The organism is Peptoclostridium sp. AF21-18 (assembly GCF_003478825.1).
Taxonomy (GTDB): domain Bacteria; phylum Bacillota; class Clostridia; order Peptostreptococcales; family Peptostreptococcaceae; genus Peptacetobacter.
The window spans coordinates 32,535-59,394 of the sequence record NZ_QUGE01000004.1 but is presented as its reverse complement, the minus strand read 5'-3'; the positions used below and the strand labels follow the sequence as shown (position 1 = coordinate 59,394).

The window sequence follows — 26,860 nt, the reverse complement described above, 5'->3', positions numbered from 1 at the left end:
CTAAAGGAGAACTGCCATGTTAAAACCAGTAAAATTAAAACCAGCATTCCAGGATTACTTATGGGGTGGTACAAAATTAAGAGATGAGTACAACAAAGATTGTGACTTCGATAAAATAGCAGAAAGCTGGGAATTATCAAACCACAAAAATGGACAGAGTATAATTGATTCTGGAGAATTTAAAGGATTAAAATTTGGAGAATATGTAGAAAAATTAGGTGCTAAAGGATTAGGAACTAATTGCGATAGTTTTGAATTCTTCCCAATACTTATAAAATTCATAGATGCAAAAGGATCACTTTCTATACAGGTTCACCCAAATGATGAATACGCATTAAGAGTTGAAAAAGAATACGGAAAAACAGAAATGTGGTACGTACTAGAAGCTGAAGAAGGAGCTTCTTTATACTATGGTGTAAATAAAGAAATAAGCAAAGAAGAATTTGCTGATAGAATAAAAAATGACACAATACTAGAAGTATTAAACAAAGTTGAAGTTAAAAAAGGTGATGTATTCTTCATAGAAAGTGGAACAATACACGCTATAGGTGCAGGTCTTGTAATATGCGAAATACAGCAGAATTCAAACACAACTTACAGAGTGTACGACTTCGGTAGACTTGGAGCAGATGGAAAACCAAGAGAATTACATGTAGATAAAGCGATAGATGTAACAAATCTTACTCCAAATGCTAAGAGTGCAGAACCAATGGGAGAATTAGAAAAATTCGACGGATACACAAGAGTATTATTAAGTGAATGTAAATACTTCACTACTCTAAAATATGAAGTAGAAACTAAAGCAGAAGTAGAAATAGATGAAAAATCATTCAACTCTGTAATCATAACAGAAGGAAACGGAAAACTAGTTATGGGAGATACAGAATTAGAATTTATAAAAGGTGATAGTATATTTATACCAGCTCAGAATGGAAAATATTCAGTAGAAGGAAAATGTGAATTCATACTATCAAGAGTGTAATAAAAATAGTATATAAATAATGAAATCTCCCTAATATCCTAGATACTAGGGAGATTTTCAATTAAAGAGGTGGAATATGAACGACGTAAAAGGTGTAATATTTGACATGGATGGTGTAATCCTTGATACAGAAACACTTTCACTAATGTTTTGGGAAAAAACATTAAAGAGCCATGGAATTGAAATGGATCGAGAAAAACATATCTTACTTATGGGAAAAAATAGTGAAGAAACTCTTAAATGTCTTAAAGAAATATATGGTGAAGATGTACCGATTAAAGACTATTATTTAGAAAAAGGTCAAGCAGTTATTGATTACTTAGAAGAAAACAAACCAGGTGTTAAAAAAGGATTTGAAAGTCTTTTAAAATACCTTATAGAAAATGGATATAAAAGCGCAATTGCAACATCTACAGCTAGATGGAAGATGGCGAATAGAATGAAGTTTTTACATTTCGATGAAATGGTTGATTGTGTAATCTGTGGAGATGAAGTAAATAAATCTAAACCAAATCCAGAGATATTCTTAAAAGCAGCTGAAAAATTAGGTCTTAAACCAGAAGAATGTATTGTAATAGAGGATTCAAAATCTGGAGTGGAAGCTGCTTACAAAGGTGGATTTAGATGTATAATGGTTCCAGATTATAAAAAGCCGGATGAAGAGATGAAAGAAATGATATTTAAAGTAATGGATTCTTTAGAGGACGTGGAAGCATGGCTGAAAAAATAGATTTTTTAATACTATATGATTTAAAAGCAGATTTAAAAGAAGAAGCAATAGAGTGTATAATAGAAAAATTGGAACAAGAAAATTATCTTAACGATAAAGAACAGTTTTTTAAAGATGTTGTAGAAAGAGAAAGCAAGTACCCAACTTATATAGGCTATGGAATGGGATTGCCACACAGTCAAAGTATGGTAGTAAATAGACCTTGTGTAGCAATATCTAGACTTAAAAACAGTATAGATTGGACAGCTAAAAAAGAAAAAGTTGATACGATATTTTTAATTGCTGTCCCAAAAGAAAGCAAAGATAATCTTCATCTAAAAATATTAGCAAAACTATCAAGACTACTTATGCATGAAGATTTTAGAGAAGGCGTTAAAAACCTAAAAGAAAAAGAACTCTTAGAGTTATTAAATAAAAAAATAGAAGAATAAAATAGTCACCTGTTGTGTAAATATAGAATTACAGCAGGTGATTTCTTATTTTTTGCTAAAGAAAACAATATAATAATGCTTGAAATGGCTTAGTAGTGTTATAATATAATAATGTAACTAAAGAGATTTGACTAAAATTGAAAAACTAAAATAAATTAAATAAATATCTAAAAAGGAGAATAAATATGACAACAGTTAGATTTGGTGTAGTAGGAACTAGTGCTATAACAGAGTGGTTTATAAAAGCTGGAAAAAAACTGGATGGATTTGAAATAAAGGCTGTTTATTCAAGAAGCATTGAAAAAGCGGAAGAATTTGGTAAAAAGCATGGAGCAAAGTTATTCTTTGATGATTTAGATGCTATGTCAAAATGTGACGAGATAGATGCGATATACATAGCTTCACCAAACTTTATGCACAAAGAACAAGCTATACTGTGCATGAACAACGGCAAAAATGTACTATGTGAAAAACCATTTGCTACAAACAAAAGAGATGCAGAGGAAATGGTAAAATGTGCAAGAGAAAACAATGTTTTACTTATGGAAGAAATGAGACTTACTTGTACTCCTAACTTCCAGAGCGTTAAAAATAACTTAGACAAACTAGGCACTATAAGAAGATACTCTGCAAACTACTGCCAGTATTCATCAAGATACGATAAATTCAAAGAAGGTATAGTTTTAAATGCATTTAAAAGAGAATTATCAAATGGAGCACTTATGGATATAGGAGTTTACTGCATACATCCAATGGTAAATTTATTCGGAAGACCAAATAGCTTAAAAGCAAATGCTGTAAAATTATCTACTGGTGTAGATGGAGAAGGAAGTATAATTCTTGAATACGATGATATGTTAGCGGATATAAGATATTCAAAAATTACTCATTCTAATATACCTACAGAAATCCAGGGAGAAGACGGAAGCATTGTAGTAGATAAGATAAGTACATTTGGAGATGTAAGAGTAGAGTACAGAAAAGGTGGAGTAGAAGATATAACAGCTGAGTTAGAAGTTGAAAAGGATGAAAAATTTGAAGTAGATAGTATATATTTTGCTGTTAAAGAATTTATGAAATCTTTAAGAGAAGGAAAGAAAGAGTCTGATATAAACACATTAGAAAATACTTTAATCGTTATGGAAATAATGGATGAAGTTAGAAGACAGATAGACTTAGTATATCCTGCAGACGAAAATTAATAGTCATAAAAAATAAAATAGTAAGGAAGAAAATATGATAAAAGAAATAATAGTAGTAGAAGGAAGAGATGACGTTACTGCTGTAAAGAGAGCAGTAGATGCTGAGCTTATTACAACTGGTGGATTTGGATTTCCAAAAGGAGTAATGGAGAGAATTAAAGAAGCTCAGAAAAGAAGAGGAGTAATAATATTTACTGATCCAGATTTTGCTGGAGAAAAAATTAGAAAAACAATAACAGCGGAGGTTCCAGGATGTAAGCACGCATTCTTACCTAGAGAAGAAGCTAAAAAAGACGGCGATATAGGTATAGAAAATGCTACTCCAGAGAGCATAAGAGCTGCACTTGAAAGAGTTAGAACTGAAAGCACAGAAAATAGAAATGAATTTTCACAGAAAGATTTACTTTTAAATGGATTAATAGGAAATGACGATGCTTCATTTAGAAGAGATAAAATGGGACAGCTTTTAGGAATAGGCTATGGAAATGCTAAGCAGTTTTTAAGTAGATTAAACAACTACGGTGTGACAAGAGAAGAATTTGAAAAAGCATTAAAAGAAATAGAAAAATAATCAGAGATTGTTCAGATTAAGGACAAAATTTATAAAAATTAGGAGGAATTTATGGATAGACTTTCATCGCATAGAGCGACAAAAGATATAGTAGACAAACACGGATTTAAATTTTCAAAATCATTAGGACAGAACTTTTTAATAGACGATAATGTAATAGACAAGATAATAGATGGAGCTAGAGTTAAAGAAGGGGACAAGGTAATAGAAGTAGGACCAGGAATAGGTACACTTACTAGAGAAATGGCTAAAAGAGCTGAAAAAGTTGTAGCTGTTGAAATAGATAAAAACCTTATACCGATATTAAAAGAAACTTTAGCAGATTTTGATAATACAGAAGTAGTAAACGAAGATATACTAAAAGTTGATATAAACAAATTAGTAGATGAAAAACTTTCTGGAGGTCCTGTAAAATTAATTGCAAACCTTCCATATTACATAACTACCCCAATAGTTATGAAATTCTTAGAAGAAGATATACCTGTTACAGATATAGTTGTAATGGTTCAGAAGGAAGTTGCAGATAGAATGAATGCAGTACCATCTACAAAGGATTATGGAGCACTATCTGTTGCAGTTCAGTACTACTGCGATACTGAAATAGTTGCAAAAGCTCCAAGACATATGTTTATACCACAGCCTAAGGTAGACTCTACAGTTATAGGACTACACATAAGAGAAGAGAAAAAATACAAGGCTGACAATGAGCAGTTATTCTTTAAGACTGTTAAGGCAGCTTTTGGTCAGAGAAGAAAAACTCTTTTAAACTCACTATCAAGTATGGGAGTTTTAGACAAAGCTAAAATAAAAGAGGTACTTGCAGAAGCTGGAATAGACGAAAAAAGAAGAGGGGAAACTCTTAGCATAGAAGAATTTGCTAACCTTTCTAATATAATAAACAAAAATATATAACATTCCCCAAAAGGATGTTTTTAGAAGGGGGGAGGCATATTGGCTACTAAAAAAAAGAAATCAAAGTTAAGATTTTACATAGTTGTAGGATTAATTGCGTTCTTTAGTATATATATAATAGGATTTTTTGCAGCCTCTAAAATCGACACAAAAGAAGAGGATAACAAACTTGTGCGGGAGGAAAATGTGGCGGATAGCACATTACCTCTATTATCACAGCTAGAGTCTAGTAGAAAGGTATATATTTCAGACAAAAAAACGGATACCAATATAAAAATAGAAAAAGATCGTTGGACAGACTATAAATACTATTTTAATGAATTTAGCAGAGTTAGAAATGCTATTTCGTTTGAGCCTACATATAGTGGATATTCTTCAAATGGGATTAAATTTTCTACAGATTTAGATTTCTTAAAAGTATACACAGTAGAGAAGGAAGAGTTCTACAAAATTCCTGTTTCTCAAAAGAAGGATTTTGAAAAGGTAATAAATGAAAGTATTTATACTTCTTTTGATTTTGCAATAAATGACAAGAAATGGAAGAGTGTACATATTTCTAAAGGACAGGATGTTAAAAATATCCATAAATGGAAGTACAATAATCTTGTGAGTAAGATGAGATACAAAAGACATGTCGGAAAAGTTCAGCCAGAAAAAGCGAGAGATAAGAGCAAATATAACTACAGCGTTTATATAGATGGAGAAGGATTTAGTATAAGAATTGATACTATGGGACCTAATTATATAAAAATAATCTCTGGTAAAAATGGGGAATACGTGGCTTACTATGAAGTTTACAATGATATGTACAAATATATAAAAGAGAATATATTTAAAGAGTAATAAAAAAGGAGTAATCGAAAAAATTCGATTGCTCCTTTGATTTTTTGTTATTTATTTTGATTTCCCTTAGCAACAAGAGCTTCAGCAACTTTAAATATAGGACCAGCACCTGCAGTTATTACAAAGTCGTCTGGTTCTACATTGTCAGCAAGATATTCTACTATATCGTCGAATTCTTTTATGTACTTAGCATCTATATTGTTGTGATATAGTTTTTCAACTAAATCTGTAGAGTGAATATCACCAGGGTCAGTTTCTCTAGCTGCGTATATATCAGTTACGATAACTTTATCAGCTGCGAAGAAAGCATCTGAGAATTCATTAAGTAGTGATTTAGTTCTTGAATATGTATGAGGTTGGAATATGCACCATAATCTATTCTTTTTAATTCTCTTAGCTGTAGAAAGAGTAGATTTTAGTTCTGTTGGATGGTGAGCGTAGTCATCTACAATAGTTGCTCCGTTGTATTTTCCTTTAAACTCAAATCTTCTTCCAACACCTCTATATTTCTTAATATTTCTTTTTATAGTTTCTACATCTATACCAGATACTATAGAAGTTATTATTGCTGCAACAGCATTGTATATGTTGTGAAGCCCCCGAACAGATAATTCAAATTTGCCTAAATCTTCTCCATTGTAAACTAAATCGAATATACCACATCCAAGTTCATCAAATTCTATATTTTTGATTACAGCATCGTTATCTTTATTGCTACCGTATTTTATAACTGTAGCTTTTACATCGTAAAGTATATCAGCTGTGTTTTCATCATCTCCATTTATTATGAAGTATCCATCAGGAGGTAAAAGCTTACCAAATTTATTGAATGAAGCTTTGATTTCATCTATTCCTGAGAAATAGTCAAGATGGTCTTCTTCTATATTTAAAACTATAGATATTTTTGGATTGAAGTTTAGGAAACTATCTACGTATTCACAAGCTTCTGTTATAAAGTGATTAGAATGTCCTATTTTGACATTACCACCTATCATACTTAAGTTTCCTCCAACAAGTATTGTAGGATCTAAGTCAGCATATTCAAATATAGCTGAAAGCATTGATGTTGTAGATGTTTTTCCGTGAGTACCAGATACTGCAATAGAGTTTTTATATTCTCTCATTATCTGGCCTAAAAAAGCAGCTCTATTTACTATTAGTTTATTTTTCTTTCTAGCAGCCATAAGCTCTTCATTATCAGGGTGTATAGCAGCTGTATAAACAACCATGTTTACATCGTCTGAAATATTTTCTTTTCTTTGTCCTATAAATATTTCAGCACCTTGGTTTCTAAGTTTTTCTGTCATAGGTGATTCCTGAGAGTCAGAACCTGAAACATGATATCCTTTATTAAGGCAGATTTCAGCTAATGCACTCATACTGATTCCGCCGATTCCTATGAAATGTATATTCATGATAAAAACAACCCTTTCTTTATATATAAAGTAATACAATCGAACGTTTTTGTGATATAATAAGATAATGTGCGATATTTCTCGAACACAAGAAATTATACAAAAAACAAAACTGTATTATCAACATAGTAATTATTATATCACAAGTAAATTTGTTGTGCATCAGTTTTAACGGCGATTAAGAATCAGCAGGGGGAAATAGATTATGAAATTTAAAAGAACGGAAAGAATAGGAGCGATAGTAAAGATACTATCTGATAACCCGAACAAAATATACACTCTTAGCTATTTTACAAATCGGTTTAATGCAGCTAAGTCTACAATAAGTGAAGATCTTCTTGTTGTTAAAAGTGTATTTGAAAAACTACATTTAGGAAAAGTAATAACAATATCAGGAGCGGCTGGTGGAGTAAAATACATACCAAAAACATCTAAACAAGAAAATGCAGAATTTCTAATGGAACTTTGCAACAGAATTAAAGATGAAGGAAGAATATTATCAGGTGGATTTTTATACCTAATAGACCTTATCTATGATCCTGGAACAGTTTCAAAAATAGGAAAGATATTTGCCTCTAATATAGATTATACTGATGCTGATTATGTTGTTACAATGGAAACTAAAGGTATTCCAATGGCTCTTATGACTGCAAATGCTATGAATTTACCATTAGTAATCATAAGAAAAGACATAAAAGTATCAGAAGGACCTACACTTAGTATGACATATGTAAGTGGGAACAGCGGAAAATTAGAAAGTATGAGCTTACCTAGAAAAGCTCTTAAACCAGATAGCAAGGTTATAATAATAGACGACTTCATGAGAGGTGGAGGAACTATTAAAGGTATGATAGACCTAATGAAAGAATTTAGTGCGGAAGTAATAGGAATAGGTGTATTTATATCTACTATGAAACCAGAAGAAAAAATGGTTGAGGACTATATATCATTAATTCAGCTTGATGTGCAGGGAAATGAAATAATAGTTGAACCAAATAAAGATATTTTAGCGGATACTGAATCGGAAGAAATAATAGACGTTAATTTAGAAGAAGAATAATTAAAATTGAGACTGTTATAAATTTTGTAGCAGTCTCTTTTTGTGTAGTAAAGGTTGAATTATATAAATAAACAGAATTTTGAACTTTTAAAAAAAATAAAATAAAGGGACAATTTCAAAATATATGTACATTTTCAACGAAAAGTGATATATTTAAAGATAATAATGCGATTTTTTATTAAATTAAATATTTTAAAAAAATAAACGAATTAGTCAATGGAGAGATGTTAAATGAAATTTAAGTCAATAATACTTGCTGCGGGCAAGGGAACAAGAATGAAATCAAAATACCCAAAAGTAATACATAAAGTATGTGGTAAAGAAATGGTAAACCATGTAGTTGATACTTCTAAAAAATCAGGGGTAGAAGAAACTATAGTAGTTCTTGGACATGGAGCTGAAGCCGTAAGAGAAAGACTTTCAGACGATATAATAACAGTTATGCAGACAGAGCAGCTAGGAACAGCACATGCTGTAAGAATGGCTGAAGAATATATAGAAGACGAAGATACTATAGTAGTATTATGTGGAGATACTCCACTTATAAAGGAAGATACTCTTAAAAAATTATTTGAATACCATGTAGAAAACAACTGCCATACAACAGTTCTTTCAACAATAGTAGAGGACCCTACAGGGTATGGAAGAATAATAAGAGATGAAAATGGCGACCTACTAAAAATAGTAGAACAGAAAGATGCTAGTGAAGAAGAAAAACTAGTAAAAGAAATAAACTCAGGAATATACTGCTTCAACGGTAAAAGCCTAAAAGAAGCTTTAAAAGAAATAAACAACGACAATGCACAGGGAGAATACTATCTTCCAGATGCTATAAAAGTAATGAGAGATAAATCTCTAAAAGTTGGAGCATTTGCAGGTTCTTCAATAGAAGAATTAATGGGTGTAAACTCAAGATTACAGCTTTCCCAGGCTGAAAAAGCTATGAGAAAAAGAATAAATGAATTCCATATGGCAAATGGTGTAACTATGATAGATCCAGAAACTACATACATAGAAGCTGATGTAGAAATAGGAAATGATACAATAGTATACCCAGGAGTTAATTTAGTTGGTAAAACAAAAATAGGCTCTGACTGTATAATAGGTATGAATTCATCAATAACTGATTCAATAGTTGGAGATGGAACAGAAATAAAAATATCTACTTTATTAGAAGCTAAAGTTGGAGAAAATACAAAAGTTGGGCCATACGCATACCTAAGACCTAAAGCAGATGTAGGAAATGGATGTAAAGTAGGAGATTTCGTTGAAATCAAAAATGCTAAATTCGGCGATGGTTCTAAAGCATCACATCTATCTTATATAGGAGATGCTGAAGTAGGTAAAAACGTAAACGTAGGATGTGGAGTTGTATTTGTAAACTACGATGGTGTACATAAATTTAAATCAGTAGTAAAAGACAATGCATTTATAGGATCAAACTCAAATCTAGTAGCTCCGGTTACAGTTGAAGAACAGGGATATATAGCTACTGGTTCTACAATAACAGATAATGTTCCAGGAAGAGCACTTGCAATAGCAAGACAAAGACAGTGCATAAAAGAAAACTGGATGGATAAAAAAGAAGCTAGAGATAAAAAATTATCTGAAGAAAAAGCAAAAAACAAAAAATAATATCTTGGGATATTAATTAAATTTGATTTCTTTTTAAACTTTTGGTTTAAATAGTTATATATTGTAAAAAATGTTTGGAGGGTTAACTAATATGAATACTAGCGGTAGCGAAATCAAAATACTTGCCGGTAACGCATCTAAAGAGTTAGCTGAAAAAATAGCTAAACAGTTAAACGTACCAGTTCTTGACTGTGAAGTTGGAACATTCAGCGACGGTGAAATATGTGTTAATATGAATGAAACTGTAAGAGGTTGCGACGTTTTCGTTGTTCAGTCTACTAACAGTCCGGTAAACAACAACTTAATGGAATTATTAATAATGATAGATGCACTTAAGAGAGCATCTGCAGGAAGAATAACTGCTGTAATACCATACTATGGTTATGCAAGACAGGACAGAAAAGCGAAAGCAAGAGATCCAATCACAGCTAAATTAGTTGCTAACTTAATAGTAGCAGCTGGTGCAGATAGAGTCTTAACTATGGACTTACATGCATCTCAGATACAGGGATACTTCGATATACCTCTAGATCACTTACTAGGTGGTCCATTACTATCTGAATACTTCAACGAAAAAAATATAGAAGATTTAGTAGTAGTATCTCCTGACCTTGGTAGTGTTACAAGATCTAGAAAATTTGCTAATTCATTAAATGGTGAAGTGCCAATAGCTATAATAGACAAAAGAAGACCAAGACCTAACGTATGTGAAGTTATGAACTTAATAGGTGAGGTTGAAGGTAAAAACGTAATACTTCTTGACGATATGATAGATACTGCAGGAACAATAGTAAATGCAGTTGAAGCAGTTAAAAAATTCGGTGCTAAAGATGTTTACGTTTGCTGTACACACGCTGTTTTATCAGGTCCAGCTATAGAAAGAATAGAAAATTCTTCAATGAAAGAATTAGTTGTTCTTGATACTATACAGTTACCAGAAGAAAAACAGATAGAAAAAATAAAAGTTAAATCAGTAGCTCCTATATTTGCAGAAGCTATAGATAAAATATTCAGCAACAAATCAGTAAGTGAATTATTCTAATTGAATATAAGTAAGTAGGAAGAGGAGTAACTCCAATAGTACTTGCGCCTATTCAGGTGACAGGCGTACTATTTGGAGTTAGCTCCTCTTTTTTGTTTTTTGGAATTTATATGTAAAATTCATTCTAATAATAAAAAATAATCATTATTAATGTTACAATAACGAAATTTTATGTTAATAAAAAAACAAAATAGGGTTATAGAAACATTGGTTAATTTATTAAAAATTAAAATAATTAATGAGAAATAAATATAAAAATAAAAAAATAAAATAAAATATTCATTATTTAATATTAAATTTAATAAAATATAAAAATAAATTAATAAAATATTGACAATGTGTATTTTTGATATTATACTTGAGAAAACGTAATCACAGAAATAAATTCATATAATTATATGTTTATATAAAAAATAATAGGAGGAAAAGTCTATGGAACTAAAGAAAATAAAAAACAAAAATGTTAAAGCCTCAAAAACAAATAAGCAGAAATGCTATGTTGTGGGAAAACCAAATCGCTACTTAGGTTCAGATTGTAGTAATGATTGTAGTGCTTATGGTAAACCGCCTTCTTGGAAAAGTGCTTATATGTAAGATGTTTTAAAATTAAAATAAAGAGGATGTAAAATTAACATCCTCTTTATTTATTTAAGGAGATAGAAATGGGAATGTTAAATAATTTAAAAATAATAGAAAATGATAGTAAAGTAATACTAATCAATAATAATAATGGAAAATGGATAAAAATATCTTATGAAGTATATAAAATTTTATTGGATTTAGAAAAAAGAAATATTAGTATAAACGATTTTGAAAATGAAGATAGAATCTTTTTAAAAAATATAATAAAGGAAACTAATAATATAAGAAAAAATGACATTGAAAAATTTATAGGATATGAAATAACAGATAAATGTAATTTATTGTGTAAACATTGTTGTTTTAGTTATGGATTAAATGATAAAGTTATTGATTTAGAAAAAATATATAAAATATTGGATAAAATCTTAGAATTTAATCCAGATGTAATACAGATAAGTGGTGGAGAACCAATGATGTTAGATAATATAGAAGCATATTTAAAATACTTAAAAGATAGAGGGCATTGTAAAATAATTTTATCTACAAATGGAACTTTGTTTAATGATAATAATATAAAAATAATAACAAAATTAGTGGATCAAATAGATATAAGTATAGATGGTTACGATGAAGTAAGTTGTTCGAAAATAAGAGGTAAAGGAGTATTTTCTAAAGTAATAAATAATATAAAAAAGATAAAATCAGCAGATTTTGAAAAAATAACAGTTTCTATGGTATTTTCGGAAAAAAATTATAATGAACAAGCAAAATTTATTGAATTTTGCAAAGATATAAACGTTTATCCACAAACAAGATATTTTTCTGAAAGTGGTAGAGGAAAGGAAAATATAGAATTATTCAAAAATAATAAAGATATATTTTTTATTCCAGAAGATTTTTTTGAAAAAAAATGGTATGAATTAAATGCTAGAAAGTGTTTAGCAGGTAAAAGTGAGTTTTTTATAAAAGAAAATGGAGATGTTTATCCATGTCCTCAATTTACAGAGGAGGAGTTTTTATTAGGAAATATTTTACAAAATGATTTAGAAAGTATGAAAATAAAAAAGCAAATTGATGTAAATGAAAAATTTTTGGATGATTGTAAAGATTGTAAAGTTGAACCATTTTGTTGGACGTGTCCAGGAAGTAAAAAAGAGATAAAAAATAAATATATGAAAGATAATATGTGTAATAAAATTTATAGTCATCTTTATAAAGAAATATGGGAGGATTAAATTTATGAAATTAAATGTTATAAATAATTTAACACTCACAAAAATAAAAAGTAATAAATTGATGATATTTATTTTAACTATAATTTTTTCCATATTATTTATTTCATTAAATATCAAAGAAACTATGAACTATTACAGATTAAAAGATGCTGAACGCTATAGTGGAGAATTTAATTTACTAATAAAAAACATTGATAATGAAGAATATCAAAAAATCAAATCATATAAAAATATAAAAAATATATCGTATTCAAATACAAAGTCAATTATAAAAATAGGTAAAAAAGTGTTTCCTGTAGAAGAAATAAACAAAAATTATCTAAACAATTTTGAAACATCTATATTATATGGAAAACTTACAAATGGCGTAATAGTAGAAAAATGGGTTGCAAATCTTATGAATGCAAAGGTAGGAGATACCATAAATATAAAAACAGTATCAGGTAATAAATCAGCACAAGAAAGAATAAAGATAGGTGCTGTAATATCCGATATTGCACCAAATAAAATTAGAGCAAACTGCATTATATATGATATCAATGAAAAAAATAAAATACCTGAAAATTCTGAGATATTAATAAAATTAAAGGACACGAAAGACATAAAAAACTTTAAAGACTATTTAATTAATAAATGTAAAATAAATCAAGATGACATACGTGAAAATAAAAATGTTAATGGAATAATTGAAGAAAGTACAATCTTTTCAAAAGAATATATAACATCTTATATAATATTATTTTTCTTTTTAACGTTTATAATAACTATACTTTCAAATATAAATTTAATATATAGAAAAAAAGAATATAAAATAATGGATATGTTAGGAATGAAAAAATCTACATTTTCAAATATGCTTATAAAAGAAATGAGTATTTCTATATTACTATCAGAAATATTTTCAATAGTAATATCAATCATTATAACAAACCTTTTAAAAAAATATATGTATTTATTTGATCAAAATTTAATAGGAAATGACATGAATACAATAGAATACAACAAAGCGATTCTTATTTTTTTAGTAATAGGAATTTTGGCAGCGATTGTATCTTCAAAAATAGATTATTATATTATTTCTGGAAATAAAAATAAACAAAATATTAGAGAATTTAAACATATAAAGATTATAGATAAATTATCTAATAAAAAAGATGTAATGAAGAAAATTTCTTTAAGATATTCTATAAGAAATAAAAATATACTAATAGCAATGTCAATTATAATTATACTGTCAAATACAATATATTTCTCTCAAAATTATTATTCAAAAATGATGGATTATCACAATAAAAAACTTATAAATGATTATACAAATGGATATAACTACGATATATTGGTTGAAAGTAGCGACTTTAATTTCGATGGAATATCTGAAAATGATTATAATAAAATAAAAAATATGAATGTAGATAATAAAAATATTGTAAGCAATATGCTTGTGTCGGCTCAGCATATGGGAGATATCAAATTAGAAAAGAAAAATATGAGTGAAAAAAGCATAAACTATTTGAGAAATTTAACTGATGAAATAAATGAAAATTATACAACATCGATAAAAGGTGGAATAAAAGAGGAAAAAGACTCATTTATTATAAAAGGTTCTGTATTTTCATTTGATGATGAAACAGCGAAAAAATATGGAATAGATAATAATAAATCTGAAGCTACAATATATATTCCTATAGAGTGGATAGAAAATATGAATAAAGATTTTATAGGAAAATATGTAGATTTTGGATATGGAAAAATAAATGAATACTCTCAAAATGAGATATACAATTTTGGTAAAAATGAAAATAATATAAAAATACCTATAAAAAAACTTTCAAATGAATATACTTTTTCAGGGGATTATTATACAAAAGATGATTTACCACAAATTATTGTAAGCAGAGATATGTATAAAAAGATATTTAAAAAGATAACATATAACACAATGAGTATCAATGTATCTGATAAATTAGCAATAAATACTGTAGTGGAAGGGATAAATAATATATTGAATGCTTATAATGTCAATATTGTAGATAAGCATGAAGAAAGGGAAGCTTTAAAAAATAGTTCGGATATACAAGGGCTGGCGTTAGAAGCTGTGAGTATAATCATCTACATATCGTCAATATTATTATTTGTTCTTTTATATAATAAATTTTTGAGAATAAGAACTGATGATTATGAAATGATGAGAATTTTGGGTGTTAGTAGAAGAAAGATAAAAGAGATTATAGAGCGAGAAATTAATATAGTTGTTATAACAAGTCTAATTATAACATTGATGATATGTGTACTAAGTCAATGTTCTATATATAATTATTTCTACAAAATGGGATATTCTGTAAATAATTTTAAATTTGAAGTTTGTAAATTAATGCTTATTTGTTTTGTAAATATTGTTGTTTATATTATTTTAAACTTGAAAAATAATATAAATATTAAATTATAAAAAGTAGAATTATACTAGAAAGGATATTTAAAAGATTATGGGTATATCTATCACAATAACTGAAAAATGTAATTTAAAGTGTAAATATTGTTATGAAACAAATTGTAAAAATAATAATACTATAAGTTATGAAAATATAGATAAATCTCTTGAATTCTTAAAAGAAGAGTTAAAAGTGAGAAAAAAAATATCTATTCATGGAGGAGAACCATTTTTAGAAATTGATAAACTAAAGTATTCTATAAAGAAAATAAGAGATATAGAATCAGAAATAAATGAAAAAATAATTATAACAACAACATCAAATGCTACAATCTTAAATGAGGATATATTATCAATTGTATCAAAGGATATTGATGGTTTAACTATAAGTATTGACGGAAATGAAGAAGCACATGATAAGTTTAGAGTGTTTAAAAATGGAGAAGGAAGCCATAATAAAGTATTAAAGAATGCAAAAATTTTTAATGATATAGTAGATAATTTAAGAATCAGAATGACATTTAATAAGGATACAGCAAGTTTATTATATGAAAGTTTTTCATTTCTTGTGGAAAATGGATTTAAAACTATAGTTGCACATCCTGATATGAACGATAAAAACTGGGATGAGGAAGATTTAGAAGTATTATTTAAAAATGTATTGAAAATAAAAGATAGTTATTCGGAAAGAGATATAAATTCTAATTTATTAGAAAAAGACTTAACTTTATTAGGAAATTGTGAAATAGGCATGAACATATATCACGATGGAACAATATATCCCTGTATTGGAGTTATTGGTAATGAAGAAATGATTATAGGGAATGTAAATGAAGGAATATATAAAGAAAAGATTGATAGGATAATTCATGAAAATAAAAAAGTTATTTCTAGTTGTAGGAATTGTGATTTATATGATTATTGTGAAGGAACGAGATGTAAAATTATAAATAAAACTGTAACAGGTTCTTTCGAGTTACCATCACCAATAGTATGTAGATTTAATGGGATACTTTTTCAAACTAATGAAATAAGTTTAAAGAACAAAAATTTTTAATAAAATAATAAATATTTAAAGGAAGGAAAATAAATTTGTAATGAAAGATAATAAAAAAACAAAATTATTTTCTAGGTTTGTTCGTATTTTAGTCAAAGGAAATAAATATTTAATAGCAATATTGTTTTGTATTATGTTGACTATTGCAGGACTTGATCTTATAGAACCACAAATAACAAGAACTATAATAGATAATGCTATAGGATTAAAAAATACCAATTTACTTATAAAGTCTATACTTTTATATACGTTGGTAATAATTATATCAGCAATTTTAAATATAGTACTAACTTATTTAGAATCTATTATGAAAAAAAGAATTGCTATTAAACTTAAGAATAGATCTTTAAAACATTTATCAAAACTATCTGGAAATTATTATAGCAATATAAAAACAGGAAATATAATAAGTATTTTAAACTCTGATATATTTAATATAGAAAATTTTGGTATAGAAATATTACTCTCAATAGTAATTGATATAATTACAGCTGTAGCAACACTTATAATATTAATAAACTTGCAACCAGATTTATTAATAATTGTATTAGTAATACAATTAATTATAATTGTTATTCAAACAAAATTTTCAAAAGAATTGTCAAATAAAACAAAAGAAATAAGACAAAAAGATGGAGATATTTCAAATTTAATTCAGGAATATGTATCAAATATTATGAATATAGTGATATCGAAGTCAAAACAAAACTTTTTTAAAAGATATACAAAAGAGCAAAGAATACTTACGAATAAATGTATTAACTTGGATTTGAAAATAGCTAAAAATACATCAGAAATAAATGTTATGAGTGGGCTTATTATTATAAGTATATTTGGTTATGGTGGATTAAAAATAATAAATAATGAATTAAGTTTAGGAGAGCTAATATCTTTTCAACAATATATAGGACTACTTATAATGCCTTGTACAAGGATAGTAAATTCAAATACAAGGATACAACAAGCACTCGTATCAGCAGAAAGGATATTTGAACTCATTGATGAACCAATAGAAATACAACAAAATAATGTTGGAAAAAAGATAGAAAAAGATGATAATTGTACAATAAAATTTGAAAATGTATCATTTTCTTATACTAAAGAGTATAAAAATTTGGATGGTATAAATATTGTATTTAAACCATATGAAACAACTGCATTAGTGGGAAGTAGTGGAAGTGGTAAATCTACTATTATAAATTTGATTTTTAGAATGTGGGATGTCGATGATGGAGAAATATATATAAATAATGTAGATATAAGAGAATATAATCTAAAAAACTTGAGAAAAAATATATCAATAGTTACACAAGATTCATTGCTATTTGACGATACAATAAAAAATAATATACTTTTGAATAGAAAGAATATAGAAGAAGGCAAATTTATAAATCTTTGTAATAAATTGAGAATAAACGAATTTGTAGATGATTTGGAAGATGGATTTGATACAATTATTGGTGAAAATGGGGTTAAACTATCTGGAGGTCAAAAGCAAAGGCTATCAATAGCTAGAGCTTTACTAGGTAATGAAAAAATAATAATATTTGATGAAGCAACCTCTGCATTAGATAATATATCTCAAAAAATAGTTTTAAAAACAATAAAAGAATTTACAAAAGAAAAAACAGTTATATTTATAGCTCATAGAATTTCTACTATTGTAGATGCTGATAAAATATATGTGTTAGAAAATGGAAAAGTTATAGAAGAAGGAAATCACATAGAATTATTAAAAAATAATAAAGTATATAGGAAAATGTTTGTTCAAGAAGATACAATTAAATAAAAGAATCTGGAAAGAGGTGTTGATTATGAAAGAATCTCGTTTGGAAGTAATAAACTTAAAAAAATATTATGGTAAAAATGAAAATATAGTCAAAGCAGTAGATGGAGTTAGTTTAAAAATAGAAGATGGAAAATTTACAGCGATAATAGGGACATCTGGATCTGGAAAGAGTACGTTACTTCATTGTATGGCAGGACTAGATAAACCTACAGATGGAACAGTCATTTTAGATGGTAAAAATATATATGATTATAATAATGAAGAATTATCAGAAATAAGACGTAAAAAATTTGGTTTCATTTTCCAATCTTTCAACCTTATACCTGTTATAAATGTGTATGACAATATAATATTGCCTATACTTTTAGATGGAAGTAAACCAGATGAAGAATATATAAATAGCATAATAAAAGCAGTTGGTCTTGAAGAACAGATAAAAAAATTCCCAAATGAATTATCTGGAGGTCAGCAACAGAGAGTGGCAATAGCTAGAGCTTTATCAAATAAACCAGCTATAATATTTGCTGATGAACCTACAGGAAATCTTGATTCAAAAACTACACAAGATGTTATGAGTTTATTAAAAAATACTGTAAAAGAATTTAATCGGACGTTGCTTATGATAACACATGATCAAAGTATTGCAGATAGTGCGGATAGAATAATAACAATAAGTGATGGAAAAATTGTATAAAAAGTAAAGCTTAAAAAGTATAAAAGGAAACAATTTAGTTATATACGGTGTGTATAATAATTAAAATTGTTTCCTTTTTTGTTTTGATAAATAAATATACTATATCTTGTAAATAATAATTATAGAAATATAATTTATAGGAGATGATTTTTTGAATATAAAAGAAGTAATTTTAAATGCTAAGAGATTTAATGCATCTGATATTCACATAATTTGTAATGATTATATAACTTTGAGAATTGATGGAGAGCTAACGAGATATTCATCAAAAGTTGTAAATAGTGATATTTGTAGGAAGTTTTGCGACGATTTAATAGGAAGTGAAGAAACTAAGTTTAGAAAGAGATATGAAAAATATCTTGATGAAGAATGTGGAGAGATAGATTTTTCTAGAGATTTTGACTTTGTAGATTTAGAAAATGAAGTAGAAAATGATGATATAAAAAATAATAATATAGAAAATGACATAGATGTATGTAAAAAAGAGAATAAAATCTCTTTTAGAATAAGGGTTAATATCTATAGACGGAATGGGGGAGAGTGTATATCGATTAGGTTAATTCCAGGGCATGTAAAAACAGCAAAGGAATTGAATATTCCAGATATAGTATGTAATTCTGGTGATTTAAAAAGTGGAATAATATTAATAACTGGAGCAACTGGAAGTGGGAAAAGTACTACTCTTGCTGCAATAATAGATAGAATAAACAAAACATCAAAGAAACACATTATCACATTGGAAGAGCCTATAGAATATTTGCATAAGAGTGATAAAAGTATAATAAGTCAAAGAGAATGTGGAAAAGATACCGTAGATTTTTTAGAAGGATTGAAGTCATCTTTAAGACAAGATCCAGATGTTATAATGATTGGGGAGATAAGGGATAAAAAGACTGTTGAAACTGCGCTTTCTGCATCTGAAACAGGACATCTTGTACTATCTACAGTTCATACATCTAAAGCATCTGAGGCAATAGATAGGATAGTGAATCTATTTGAGGCTGAAAGGCATAAAGAGATAAGGGGACTTTTGGCTAATCAGCTTAGATATGTATTTTCTCAAAGACTTGTAAAAGCAAATAATGGACGAAGAGCTATATTTGAAATTATGAAAAATACAAACTCAATAGCTGCGATGATAAGAGAGGGAAAAGATGAGAGTATAGATGATATGATAAAAACTGGTAAAAAATACGGAATGCGGATGTTTGAGGATCAGATAGAAAAATTATATAGAGATGGAATTATTTCTGAGGAAATATATTTAGATGAAATAAATAATAGATAATAAAAGACCGACGGATTAAAATCGATAATCTGTTGGTCTTTTTATATGTGTTAATCTCTTTTCTTAGAACGTTTTAAGTTGATATAAGCTAATATGTAAGAAAATACAATACATATGAATATTTTAAAATATGATAATGGTTCATATGGTTTTAAAAGTGATAAGTCTTTAAAAATCATAGCTACTAAAGAACTAATTGGAAGATATATTAAAATAATAGCTTCCCAATGAATTAAGAGGACATTATTCCAATTAATATTACTGTCATTGCTAGAAGGTCCTTTCTTTATTGCTAAATAAGATAAAATATAGCAAAATACAAAAAGTATAAAAATTTTAAAATACGCTATAGGACTATTGATTTTTAGTATTAGTGATTTATCGCCAGAAAGAATAGATATAAAAATTGCTAGAGGAATGTATGCACTCATAGCCCAGGTAGCAATTTTAAATACACTTTCAAAATTTATTTTATCTATATATTTTTCGTTTATTTTATCAAAAAAACTTTCAAACAACATGAACTATCACTCCTTATCTTTTAAAGAGAATCTATATTTAAACTCAATAAATACTATAATAATGAAAAATAGTATATCAAAAGTTAAATCATCTAAAGAAATAGAGGATAAATTTAATAAGTTAAAATTATTATCAAATACTACGTTTGCAGTAGCAAAGATAAGATAAAGTTGTATAAATCGAAAAATAGATTTTAAGATTAAATTAATACAATTATTCTTTTTCATAAAAATCAACTCTTTATATAATTGATTAAAAGTTTTACTTTAATAAATGAATATTATTATAGTATTTTAATTTTTATTAATAATCTTTGTAAAAAATCCGATAATAAATAAAAAATCTATAAAAATATAAAAATAATCAATTTTATTAAAAATTAATGATGATACTATATCTAAAATCAATAATAAAATTATACAAATTGAAATAACTTTTTCATTTATATGTATTGAATTTATATTAATTTTCATAAATATAAATCTAATAATATCATTAATGCAAGAAATTATAATTAAACTTAATAAAATAAAATTAAAAAATTTATTCTGGAATGTCCAAACATTTTCAATTAATAGATTAATATTATATGAAAAAATAAAGCGAAGAATAATAAATAAAATTATCACAGATACTATAAAAGAATTAGTAATTTTTTTTACTTCATCAGGGGAATTTAATTTTACATCATTAGCATCTTTTAAAAATAATTTCATAAATAATCACCAATTTTCTATAATTCTAACTAAATGGATATTTTTTTATACAAGCAGCTATATCATAGGCAACACTGTATGATAACATTTCACTAAGTCCTTTTTTCATAAGGAGTTTAGCTAAGGCAGTTGTTGATAGTTTTTTAACGTCTTTAGGACTTAAGTTCAAAATAACATTTTTAACTATAGTTATAGGATTTATGACATTAGCAACACATTTACCTTGTTTTGATTTATTCCAGTAATTTTGTCCAGAAACTAAGTCATCTTTCCAACCAACATAATAGGGTGTTATTTCTGCTTTATGTTCATATACATAATCAGCTATGTAGTTTTCTAACTCATCAACATTGTTTATTACAGTTACATCAGAATTTGCATTATCTGTAGTGCTAACTTCTTCTAATAAAGGAATTTCAGATGTAACTTCCTCTGCATTAACACTTGCTAGTATAGGAGCAGATGAACTAAATATTAATACTCCAGATAATAATAAAGAATAAAGTGTTTTATTTTTTTTGATATTCATAGGGTAAATCCTCCTTGAAATTTATTTTTTATGATTATAGCATAGATTGAAATAAAAATAACAAAAAAACGATTTCTGTAAATGTTATGTAACTATAAAATAAATATACTAAAAAATTACTATTATTTTGTAACAAAATACAAACAAAAATGAAATAATAATGTAGATATAGTGTAATTTGTATGAAAAAATAAACAAGATAGTAAATTATATATTAAAAATATAATGAGATATAATTATTTTAATAAATAATAAAATATAAAATAAAAGTATTAAATGAAAATATATTGTAAATAATATTGATAGAAATATTTATTAATACGGAAAGTAAATTAAATATAAGGAGAGAAAATTCAAAGATGGATTTAGAAAAGTTTGAGATTTTATTTTTATCATTTTTATTTGCAATAATAATTACTTCAACCGTACAAAAAGTTGTAAAAGCTTTTATCGAAGAAGAAGATTATAAAAAAATCAATATAAAAAAATTGAAGATATTCTTAATAATATCTACATTTGCATACACTATCTCTATTTTTAAAATCTATCCAAATAATTTGTATAGATTTGGCTATTTTATATTTTTTGTTTTAGCAATTATTATAAGTTTAATAGATTATTATACAATGTATGTGTATGATATTCTTGTTTTTAGTGGTATAATAATTCAGAGTGTAGTTAAAATTGTAAATGGAAATGTTGAAATCTTAGTAGATAGTGTGTTGGCAGGTTTGCTATGTGCTTTGATTTCATATTTAATAGTAAAGGCGACCAATATGATGGGTACAGGAGATGTTGGTGTGTATGCTCTTTGTGCTATGAATATTGGATTTAAAAGTTCGTTATCGTTGATACCGGGCTCTTTTCTTGTTTCTGCAATATTTTTGATTATAAGATTTATCTGTGGAAATAGGGATAAAAAAATTGCTTTTGCTCCATATATAATTATCACAGCTATATTGAATATTCTCGGATTTGATATAGTAAGGTGCTACCTCGATATAATTGAGAAAATAATTTAGGATAATATAAAAATCGATTAAAAAGGAGATGAACAAATGTATATAATAGTAGGACTTGGAAATCCTGGTCAGAAATACGCAAAGACTAGACATAATGCAGGATTTGAAGTAATAGACAGATTAGCAGATGAATACGGAATAAGTGTTACAAAGATAAAACACAAGGCTTTAATAGGAGAAGGAAGAGTTGGGACAGAGAAAGTTGTTCTTGTAAAACCTACAACTTATATGAATTTAAGTGGGGAGTCTGTAGTTAGCCTTTATCAGTTCTATAAACCAGATTTAGACAAACTGATAGTGATATACGATGATATAGATTTAGATGTAGGAAAACTTAGAATAAGAAAAAAAGGAAGCCCAGGTACACACAATGGTATGAGATCTATAACTCAGTGTCTTGGAACTAAAGATTTCCCAAGATTTAGAGTAGGTGTTGGAAAGCCAGATAAAGGAAGAGATTTAGCTGATTTCGTTCTTTCAAGAGTGCCAAAAGAACAGGACGAAGCTATGAATGAAGGGTTTGAAAAAACTGCAAAAGCTATAGATTCTATGATAAGAGAAGGAATCGACATGGCTATGAATAAATACAATGGATAATAACGAGCAAAGTAAAGAGTAGCTTTTAAATAAATATATACCTTAATAAGCTAGAGTTAAGGAAAATAATTTAATATATAATATAGAGAATTAAAGGAGCGAAGGAAAATGGGAGATATATTTTTTAATCCGCTTCAGAATTCAAAGGAATATATAAAACTTAAAGAAAAACTTGATGTAGAGGGAAGATGTCTGCTTGTAAATGGGCTAAATCAGGCTCAAAAAGCTCACATATCTTCATCTCTATTCAAGGATCTTTCAAGGCCTATTGTTTTTATAGGTTCGACTGAATATGAAGCGAGAAAGATTTACGAAGATTTAAAATTCTACGTTAAGGATAAGGTAGAGCTTTTAACTTCAGATGAGATAAGATTTTATTACTTAGATGCCAAAGATAGAAAGCAAGAAGCGAAAAGAATAAAGACGCTACTTAAATTGGCAAAAAAAGAAAAGTTAATACTAGTTACAACTGCAGATGCGATACTTAGAAAGTACTTACCTAAAGATGTATTATTAGATAATACTTTTAAATACAAGGTAGGGGATATAGTAGATATAGAAGAGCTATCTTCAAAGTTAGTTTCCTTAGGATATGAGAGAGTATCAAAGGTAGAGGGGTTTGGACAGTTCAGCGTTAGAGGTGGAATTGTTGATATATTCTCACTTGAATATGAAAACCCTATAAGAATTGAGTTCTTTGATGATGAAATCGACTCAATAAGAACATTTGATGTATTTTCTCAGAAATCTATAGACAAGCTGAAATCGTTTATACTTACTCCTTCTAGGGAATTTATATATCCTGAAAATGTTGAAGATACAGTTTCTAGGATGAAAAAAGATAGAGGGAAAGTATGTAGCGATGATGTAGAAGCTGTTATAGATAAAATTGCGAGAAAAGAGTACTTCGATGGAATAGAAAACTACATAGACTACTTCTATCCAGATGTAGAGAAGAGTATTTTTGAATACTTAGACAAAAATGCGATAGTATTTATAAATGATATATCTAGAATGAAGGAAAGATGCGAGAATTTTGCTGAGGAATTTAAAGACAGTTATAAGATGAACTTGGAAAGAGGAACTGCACTAAAATCTCAGGGGAATTTAGTCTACAATTATATAGATTTAGAGTACTGTATAGGTGATAGAAATATAGTGATAAACTCTCTATTACCAAAGGCTGTTAAAGGATTTAATGTAAAGGAAATATTGAATTTTGACAGTAGAGAAGTGCCATCATTTAATGGAAAAATAGATATTCTTGCGGATGAGCTTCAAAGATTAAAATATTCTGGGCACAAGATTATTCTTGCAGTAAACAGCTCAGAAAGAGCAAAAAAATTAAAAGAAGCTTTATTTGAATACGATGTTGAAACTTCGATAGCTAAAAAAAGAGATACAGAGATAAAATCATCTCAGGCTATAATAATGGAAGCTGCAATTAGCGAGGGGTTCCAGTATAGAGATATTAAGTTCACTGTTATAACTGACAAGGAAATGATTGGAGTTCAGAGAAGTGGACTAAAATCTAAAAAGAAAAAAAAGAAAAATACAAATGCACAGAAAATAGACTCATTCTTAGACTTAAATCCTGGAGATTACGTAGTTCACGAAAACAGTGGTATAGGTAGATATACAGGTATAGATCAGATAACTGTTGATGGAATTAAGAAAGACTACATGAAGATAGTCTATAGAGATGGAGATAATTTATATGTGCCTATTGACCAGATGGACAAGGTTCAGAAATATATCGGAGCCGAGGCTGAGAAGGTCAAACTTAGTAGACTTGGTACACAGGAATGGACAAAGGCAAAGGCTAAAGTTAGAAAAGAAATCGAGGATATGACTGAGGAACTTATCAACCTATATGCAAAAAGGGAAAAAATCAAGGGATATAAATTCTCTAAAGATACTGTTTGGCAGAAGGAATTTGAGGATAAATTCCCATATCAGGAGACAGATGACCAGCTTAAAGCTATAAAAGATACTAAAAAGGATATGGAATCTCCAAGAGTTATGGATAGATTAATCTGTGGAGATGTTGGATACGGAAAAACAGAAGTAGCTATAAGGGCTGCATTTAAAGCTTGTATGGACGGAAAACAGGTTGCTGTACTTGTTCCTACTACTATACTTGCACAGCAGCACTACAATACATTTAGCGAAAGATTTGCAGATTATCCAATAAGAGTTGAGGTTCTTAGTAGATTTAAGACTCCTAAACAGCAGAAAAAAATCATAGAAGATGCTAAAAAAGGAATGGTAGATGTACTTATAGGTACGCACAGAATAATTTCTAAAGATATAGAGCTTCCAAAACTTGGACTTGTTGTAATAGATGAAGAGCAGAGATTTGGTGTTAAGCACAAGGAAACTTTAAAGAAGGTAAAAAATACTGTAGACGTTCTTACTCTATCTGCAACACCAATTCCAAGAACTCTTCACATGTCATTATCTGGAATAAGGGATATGACTGTAATAGAAGAGCCGCCACAGGAAAGACATCCAGTAATAACTTATGTTACAGAAGCTAGAGATAGTATTATTCAGGATGAAATTGAAAAAGAAATCTCAAGAGGTGGTCAGGTATTCTTCGTCTACAATAGAGTAGAGGGAATAGAAGGAATTGCAGACAAGGTTAGAAAATTAGTTCCAGATGCTAGAGTTGCTGTTGCACATGGTAGAATGAGTTCAAAGACTCTTGAAGATATTATAATAGCATTTATGCAGAAGGAATTTGATGTTCTTGTATGCACTACAATTATAGAAACCGGTATGGATATTGCAAATGCCAATACAATGATAATTTATGATGCGGATAAGATGGGGCTTGCTCAGCTTTATCAGCTTAGAGGTCGTGTTGGTAGAAGTACTAGACAGGGGTATGCGTTCTTGATGTACGAGAGAAATAAAAGCCTCAGTGAAATAGCAGAGAAGAGATTAAAAGCTATAAAAGAATTTACAGAGTTTGGATCTGGATTTAAGATAGCTATGCGTGACCTTGAGATAAGAGGGGCTGGAGATGTGTTAGGTGCTCAGCAGCATGGACATATGGCTGTAATAGGTTACGATTTATATGTTAAGATGTTAAACGAAGCTATTAGAAAAATTAAGGGCGAGCCTGAGATAGTAGAGGTAGATGTAGAAATAGACCTTCCTGTTGACGCATATATACCAGATAGATATATAGAAGATGAGATGGCAAAAATTGAAATGTACAAAAAAATTGCTTCAATCAACAGCAAAGAAGATATGTACGAGGTTCAGGAAGAATTAGAGGATAGATTCTCTGATATACCAAGACCTACTCAGACACTATTATCTATAGCATATATAAAATCTCTTTGTAAAAAACTTAAAATCGAAAAAGTATATCAAATTAAAAATGAAGTGTTCTTAAACCCTTATATGAGATATAGAGTAAAATCTAAGGTAGGATATAAGGTTGTTGAAGAAATACAAGCATTGTTAGAAGAATATGTGGAAAAATTTGAAAAAGAAGATGAAGAGAAAAAAGAGAAAAACGAACAAAATAAAGATAAGTAGCAATAAAAATCGCTACGTGATAATAT

At 28.0% G+C, this 26,860-nt stretch carries 24 protein-coding genes; 20 read left to right on the top strand and 4 right to left on the bottom strand.

Going from position 1 to position 26,860, the window contains the following annotated elements; translation table 11 throughout:
- Window positions 1–16 precede the first annotated feature (16 nt).
- The 7 genes from DWX74_RS03390 to DWX74_RS03360 all read left to right on the top strand — a co-directional run bounded on the left by DWX74_RS03390 (window position 17) and on the right by DWX74_RS03360 (window position 5,671).
- A complete protein-coding gene (locus tag DWX74_RS03390) occupies window positions 17–982 on the top strand; it encodes a type I phosphomannose isomerase catalytic subunit (RefSeq protein WP_118548712.1) in 966 nt (321 codons plus the stop codon).
- Between the two features lie 76 nt (window positions 983–1,058).
- Window positions 1,059–1,712: an HAD family hydrolase gene (locus tag DWX74_RS03385; protein WP_118548711.1), complete on the top strand. Its 654-nt coding sequence runs from the start codon at window positions 1,059–1,061 to the stop codon at window positions 1,710–1,712.
- Window positions 1,697–2,143: a PTS sugar transporter subunit IIA gene (locus tag DWX74_RS03380; RefSeq protein ID WP_118548710.1), complete on the top strand. Its 447-nt coding sequence runs from the start codon at window positions 1,697–1,699 to the stop codon at window positions 2,141–2,143. Before DWX74_RS03385 ends, DWX74_RS03380 begins: the two co-directional genes overlap by 16 nt.
- 185 nt (window positions 2,144–2,328) lie before the next feature.
- Window positions 2,329–3,345, top strand: a complete 1,017-nt coding sequence (locus DWX74_RS03375) for a Gfo/Idh/MocA family protein (protein ID WP_118548709.1) — start codon at window positions 2,329–2,331, stop codon at window positions 3,343–3,345.
- Between the two features lie 34 nt (window positions 3,346–3,379).
- Window positions 3,380–3,916: a ribonuclease M5 gene (rnmV, locus tag DWX74_RS03370; RefSeq protein WP_006441148.1), complete on the top strand. Its 537-nt coding sequence runs from the start codon at window positions 3,380–3,382 to the stop codon at window positions 3,914–3,916.
- 51 nt (window positions 3,917–3,967) lie between these two features.
- Entirely contained in the window at window positions 3,968–4,828 is an 861-nt protein-coding gene (gene rsmA / locus DWX74_RS03365; RefSeq protein ID WP_118548708.1) for a 16S rRNA (adenine(1518)-N(6)/adenine(1519)-N(6))-dimethyltransferase RsmA, read from the top strand.
- A 39-nt stretch (window positions 4,829–4,867) separates the two neighbouring features.
- Complete coding sequence (locus DWX74_RS03360) at window positions 4,868–5,671, top strand: hypothetical protein (RefSeq protein ID WP_118548707.1); 804 nt, start codon at window positions 4,868–4,870, stop codon at window positions 5,669–5,671.
- A gap of 47 nt (window positions 5,672–5,718) precedes the next feature.
- Here the strand turns inward: DWX74_RS03360 and murC are convergent, their stop codons facing one another.
- Window positions 5,719–7,086: a UDP-N-acetylmuramate--L-alanine ligase gene (gene murC, locus DWX74_RS03355; protein ID WP_006441151.1), complete on the bottom strand. Its 1,368-nt coding sequence runs from the start codon at window positions 7,084–7,086 to the stop codon at window positions 5,719–5,721.
- Window positions 7,087–7,291: 205 nt separating this feature from the next.
- Here murC and purR point away from each other — a divergent pair, with 205 nt between their 5' ends.
- The 10 genes from purR to DWX74_RS03310 all read left to right on the top strand — a co-directional run bounded on the left by purR (window position 7,292) and on the right by DWX74_RS03310 (window position 19,896).
- Window positions 7,292–8,146 (top strand): pur operon repressor, encoded by an 855-nt coding sequence (gene purR / locus DWX74_RS03350; RefSeq protein ID WP_118548706.1) that lies wholly within the window; start codon window positions 7,292–7,294, stop codon window positions 8,144–8,146.
- Window positions 8,147–8,377: 231 nt separating this feature from the next.
- On the top strand, window positions 8,378–9,781 hold the full coding sequence (glmU, locus tag DWX74_RS03345; RefSeq protein WP_118548705.1) for a bifunctional UDP-N-acetylglucosamine diphosphorylase/glucosamine-1-phosphate N-acetyltransferase GlmU: 1,404 nt from the start codon (window positions 8,378–8,380) through the stop codon (window positions 9,779–9,781).
- Between the two features lie 91 nt (window positions 9,782–9,872).
- The gene (locus tag DWX74_RS03340) at window positions 9,873–10,823 is read left to right on the top strand and encodes a ribose-phosphate diphosphokinase (protein ID WP_118548704.1); all 951 of its coding nucleotides are present in this window, start codon (window positions 9,873–9,875) and stop codon (window positions 10,821–10,823) included.
- Window positions 10,824–11,255: 432 nt separating this feature from the next.
- On the top strand, window positions 11,256–11,417 hold the full coding sequence (locus DWX74_RS11060; RefSeq protein ID WP_158573231.1) for a hypothetical protein: 162 nt from the start codon (window positions 11,256–11,258) through the stop codon (window positions 11,415–11,417).
- A 68-nt stretch (window positions 11,418–11,485) separates the two neighbouring features.
- A complete protein-coding gene (locus DWX74_RS03335) occupies window positions 11,486–12,640 on the top strand; it encodes a radical SAM/SPASM domain-containing protein (protein WP_118548703.1) in 1,155 nt (384 codons plus the stop codon).
- A 4-nt stretch (window positions 12,641–12,644) separates the two neighbouring features.
- Window positions 12,645–15,086 carry an FtsX-like permease family protein gene (locus DWX74_RS03330; RefSeq protein ID WP_118548702.1) on the top strand — a complete coding sequence of 814 codons (2,442 nt, stop codon included), beginning with the start codon at window positions 12,645–12,647 and terminating at the stop codon, window positions 15,084–15,086.
- A 37-nt stretch (window positions 15,087–15,123) separates the two neighbouring features.
- Window positions 15,124–16,125, top strand: a complete 1,002-nt coding sequence (locus tag DWX74_RS03325; protein WP_118548701.1) for a radical SAM/SPASM domain-containing protein — start codon at window positions 15,124–15,126, stop codon at window positions 16,123–16,125.
- Between the two features lie 40 nt (window positions 16,126–16,165).
- Window positions 16,166–17,914: an ABC transporter ATP-binding protein gene (locus DWX74_RS03320; protein WP_118548700.1), complete on the top strand. Its 1,749-nt coding sequence runs from the start codon at window positions 16,166–16,168 to the stop codon at window positions 17,912–17,914.
- 25 nt (window positions 17,915–17,939) lie between these two features.
- Window positions 17,940–18,608 (top strand): ABC transporter ATP-binding protein, encoded by a 669-nt coding sequence (locus DWX74_RS03315; RefSeq protein WP_118548699.1) that lies wholly within the window; start codon window positions 17,940–17,942, stop codon window positions 18,606–18,608.
- A gap of 151 nt (window positions 18,609–18,759) precedes the next feature.
- Window positions 18,760–19,896 (top strand): type IV pilus twitching motility protein PilT, encoded by a 1,137-nt coding sequence (locus DWX74_RS03310; RefSeq protein WP_158573230.1) that lies wholly within the window; start codon window positions 18,760–18,762, stop codon window positions 19,894–19,896.
- Between the two features lie 50 nt (window positions 19,897–19,946).
- Here the strand turns inward: DWX74_RS03310 and DWX74_RS03305 are convergent, their stop codons facing one another.
- The 3 genes from DWX74_RS03305 to DWX74_RS03290 all read right to left on the bottom strand — a co-directional run bounded on the left by DWX74_RS03305 (window position 19,947) and on the right by DWX74_RS03290 (window position 21,663).
- Window positions 19,947–20,417, bottom strand: coding sequence for a hypothetical protein (locus DWX74_RS03305; protein WP_118548697.1), 471 nt, complete (start codon window positions 20,415–20,417; stop codon window positions 19,947–19,949).
- Between the two features lie 294 nt (window positions 20,418–20,711).
- Entirely contained in the window at window positions 20,712–21,134 is a 423-nt protein-coding gene (locus DWX74_RS03295) for a hypothetical protein (protein WP_118548695.1), read from the bottom strand.
- Between the two features lie 25 nt (window positions 21,135–21,159).
- Window positions 21,160–21,663, bottom strand: coding sequence for a hypothetical protein (locus DWX74_RS03290; protein ID WP_118548694.1), 504 nt, complete (start codon window positions 21,661–21,663; stop codon window positions 21,160–21,162).
- A gap of 359 nt (window positions 21,664–22,022) precedes the next feature.
- Here DWX74_RS03290 and DWX74_RS03285 point away from each other — a divergent pair, with 359 nt between their 5' ends.
- The 3 genes from DWX74_RS03285 (at window position 22,023) to mfd (ending at window position 26,834) form a co-directional block, all read left to right on the top strand.
- Window positions 22,023–22,685 (top strand): prepilin peptidase, encoded by a 663-nt coding sequence (locus DWX74_RS03285; RefSeq protein ID WP_118548693.1) that lies wholly within the window; start codon window positions 22,023–22,025, stop codon window positions 22,683–22,685.
- A 36-nt stretch (window positions 22,686–22,721) separates the two neighbouring features.
- Complete coding sequence (pth, locus tag DWX74_RS03280; RefSeq protein WP_006441159.1) at window positions 22,722–23,282, top strand: aminoacyl-tRNA hydrolase; 561 nt, start codon at window positions 22,722–22,724, stop codon at window positions 23,280–23,282.
- Window positions 23,283–23,390: 108 nt separating this feature from the next.
- Window positions 23,391–26,834 carry a transcription-repair coupling factor gene (mfd, locus tag DWX74_RS03275; RefSeq protein ID WP_118548692.1) on the top strand — a complete coding sequence of 1,148 codons (3,444 nt, stop codon included), beginning with the start codon at window positions 23,391–23,393 and terminating at the stop codon, window positions 26,832–26,834.
- Window positions 26,835–26,860: the final 26 nt, after the last annotated feature.

Coding starts and splice junctions, on each gene's coding strand:
- DWX74_RS03385 (WP_118548711.1), top strand. CDS start 1,059: ATGAACGACGTAAAAGGTGTAATATTTGACATGGATGGTGTAATCCTT.
- DWX74_RS03325 (WP_118548701.1), top strand. CDS start 15,124: ATGGGTATATCTATCACAATAACTGAAAAATGTAATTTAAAGTGTAAA.
- DWX74_RS03295 (WP_118548695.1), bottom strand. CDS start 21,134: ATGAAATTATTTTTAAAAGATGCTAATGATGTAAAATTAAATTCCCCT.
- rsmA (WP_118548708.1), top strand. CDS start 3,968: ATGGATAGACTTTCATCGCATAGAGCGACAAAAGATATAGTAGACAAA.
- glmU (WP_118548705.1), top strand. CDS start 8,378: ATGAAATTTAAGTCAATAATACTTGCTGCGGGCAAGGGAACAAGAATG.
- DWX74_RS03290 (WP_118548694.1), bottom strand. CDS start 21,663: ATGAATATCAAAAAAAATAAAACACTTTATTCTTTATTATTATCTGGA.
- DWX74_RS03305 (WP_118548697.1), bottom strand. CDS start 20,417: ATGTTGTTTGAAAGTTTTTTTGATAAAATAAACGAAAAATATATAGAT.
- pth (WP_006441159.1), top strand. CDS start 22,722: ATGTATATAATAGTAGGACTTGGAAATCCTGGTCAGAAATACGCAAAG.
- DWX74_RS03285 (WP_118548693.1), top strand. CDS start 22,023: ATGGATTTAGAAAAGTTTGAGATTTTATTTTTATCATTTTTATTTGCA.
- purR (WP_118548706.1), top strand. CDS start 7,292: ATGAAATTTAAAAGAACGGAAAGAATAGGAGCGATAGTAAAGATACTA.
- DWX74_RS03330 (WP_118548702.1), top strand. CDS start 12,645: ATGAAATTAAATGTTATAAATAATTTAACACTCACAAAAATAAAAAGT.
- mfd (WP_118548692.1), top strand. CDS start 23,391: ATGGGAGATATATTTTTTAATCCGCTTCAGAATTCAAAGGAATATATA.
- DWX74_RS03320 (WP_118548700.1), top strand. CDS start 16,166: ATGAAAGATAATAAAAAAACAAAATTATTTTCTAGGTTTGTTCGTATT.
- DWX74_RS03375 (WP_118548709.1), top strand. CDS start 2,329: ATGACAACAGTTAGATTTGGTGTAGTAGGAACTAGTGCTATAACAGAG.
- DWX74_RS03380 (WP_118548710.1), top strand. CDS start 1,697: ATGGCTGAAAAAATAGATTTTTTAATACTATATGATTTAAAAGCAGAT.
- DWX74_RS03315 (WP_118548699.1), top strand. CDS start 17,940: ATGAAAGAATCTCGTTTGGAAGTAATAAACTTAAAAAAATATTATGGT.
- DWX74_RS03340 (WP_118548704.1), top strand. CDS start 9,873: ATGAATACTAGCGGTAGCGAAATCAAAATACTTGCCGGTAACGCATCT.
- rnmV (WP_006441148.1), top strand. CDS start 3,380: ATGATAAAAGAAATAATAGTAGTAGAAGGAAGAGATGACGTTACTGCT.
- DWX74_RS03390 (WP_118548712.1), top strand. CDS start 17: ATGTTAAAACCAGTAAAATTAAAACCAGCATTCCAGGATTACTTATGG.
- murC (WP_006441151.1), bottom strand. CDS start 7,086: ATGAATATACATTTCATAGGAATCGGCGGAATCAGTATGAGTGCATTA.
- DWX74_RS03335 (WP_118548703.1), top strand. CDS start 11,486: ATGGGAATGTTAAATAATTTAAAAATAATAGAAAATGATAGTAAAGTA.
- DWX74_RS11060 (WP_158573231.1), top strand. CDS start 11,256: ATGGAACTAAAGAAAATAAAAAACAAAAATGTTAAAGCCTCAAAAACA.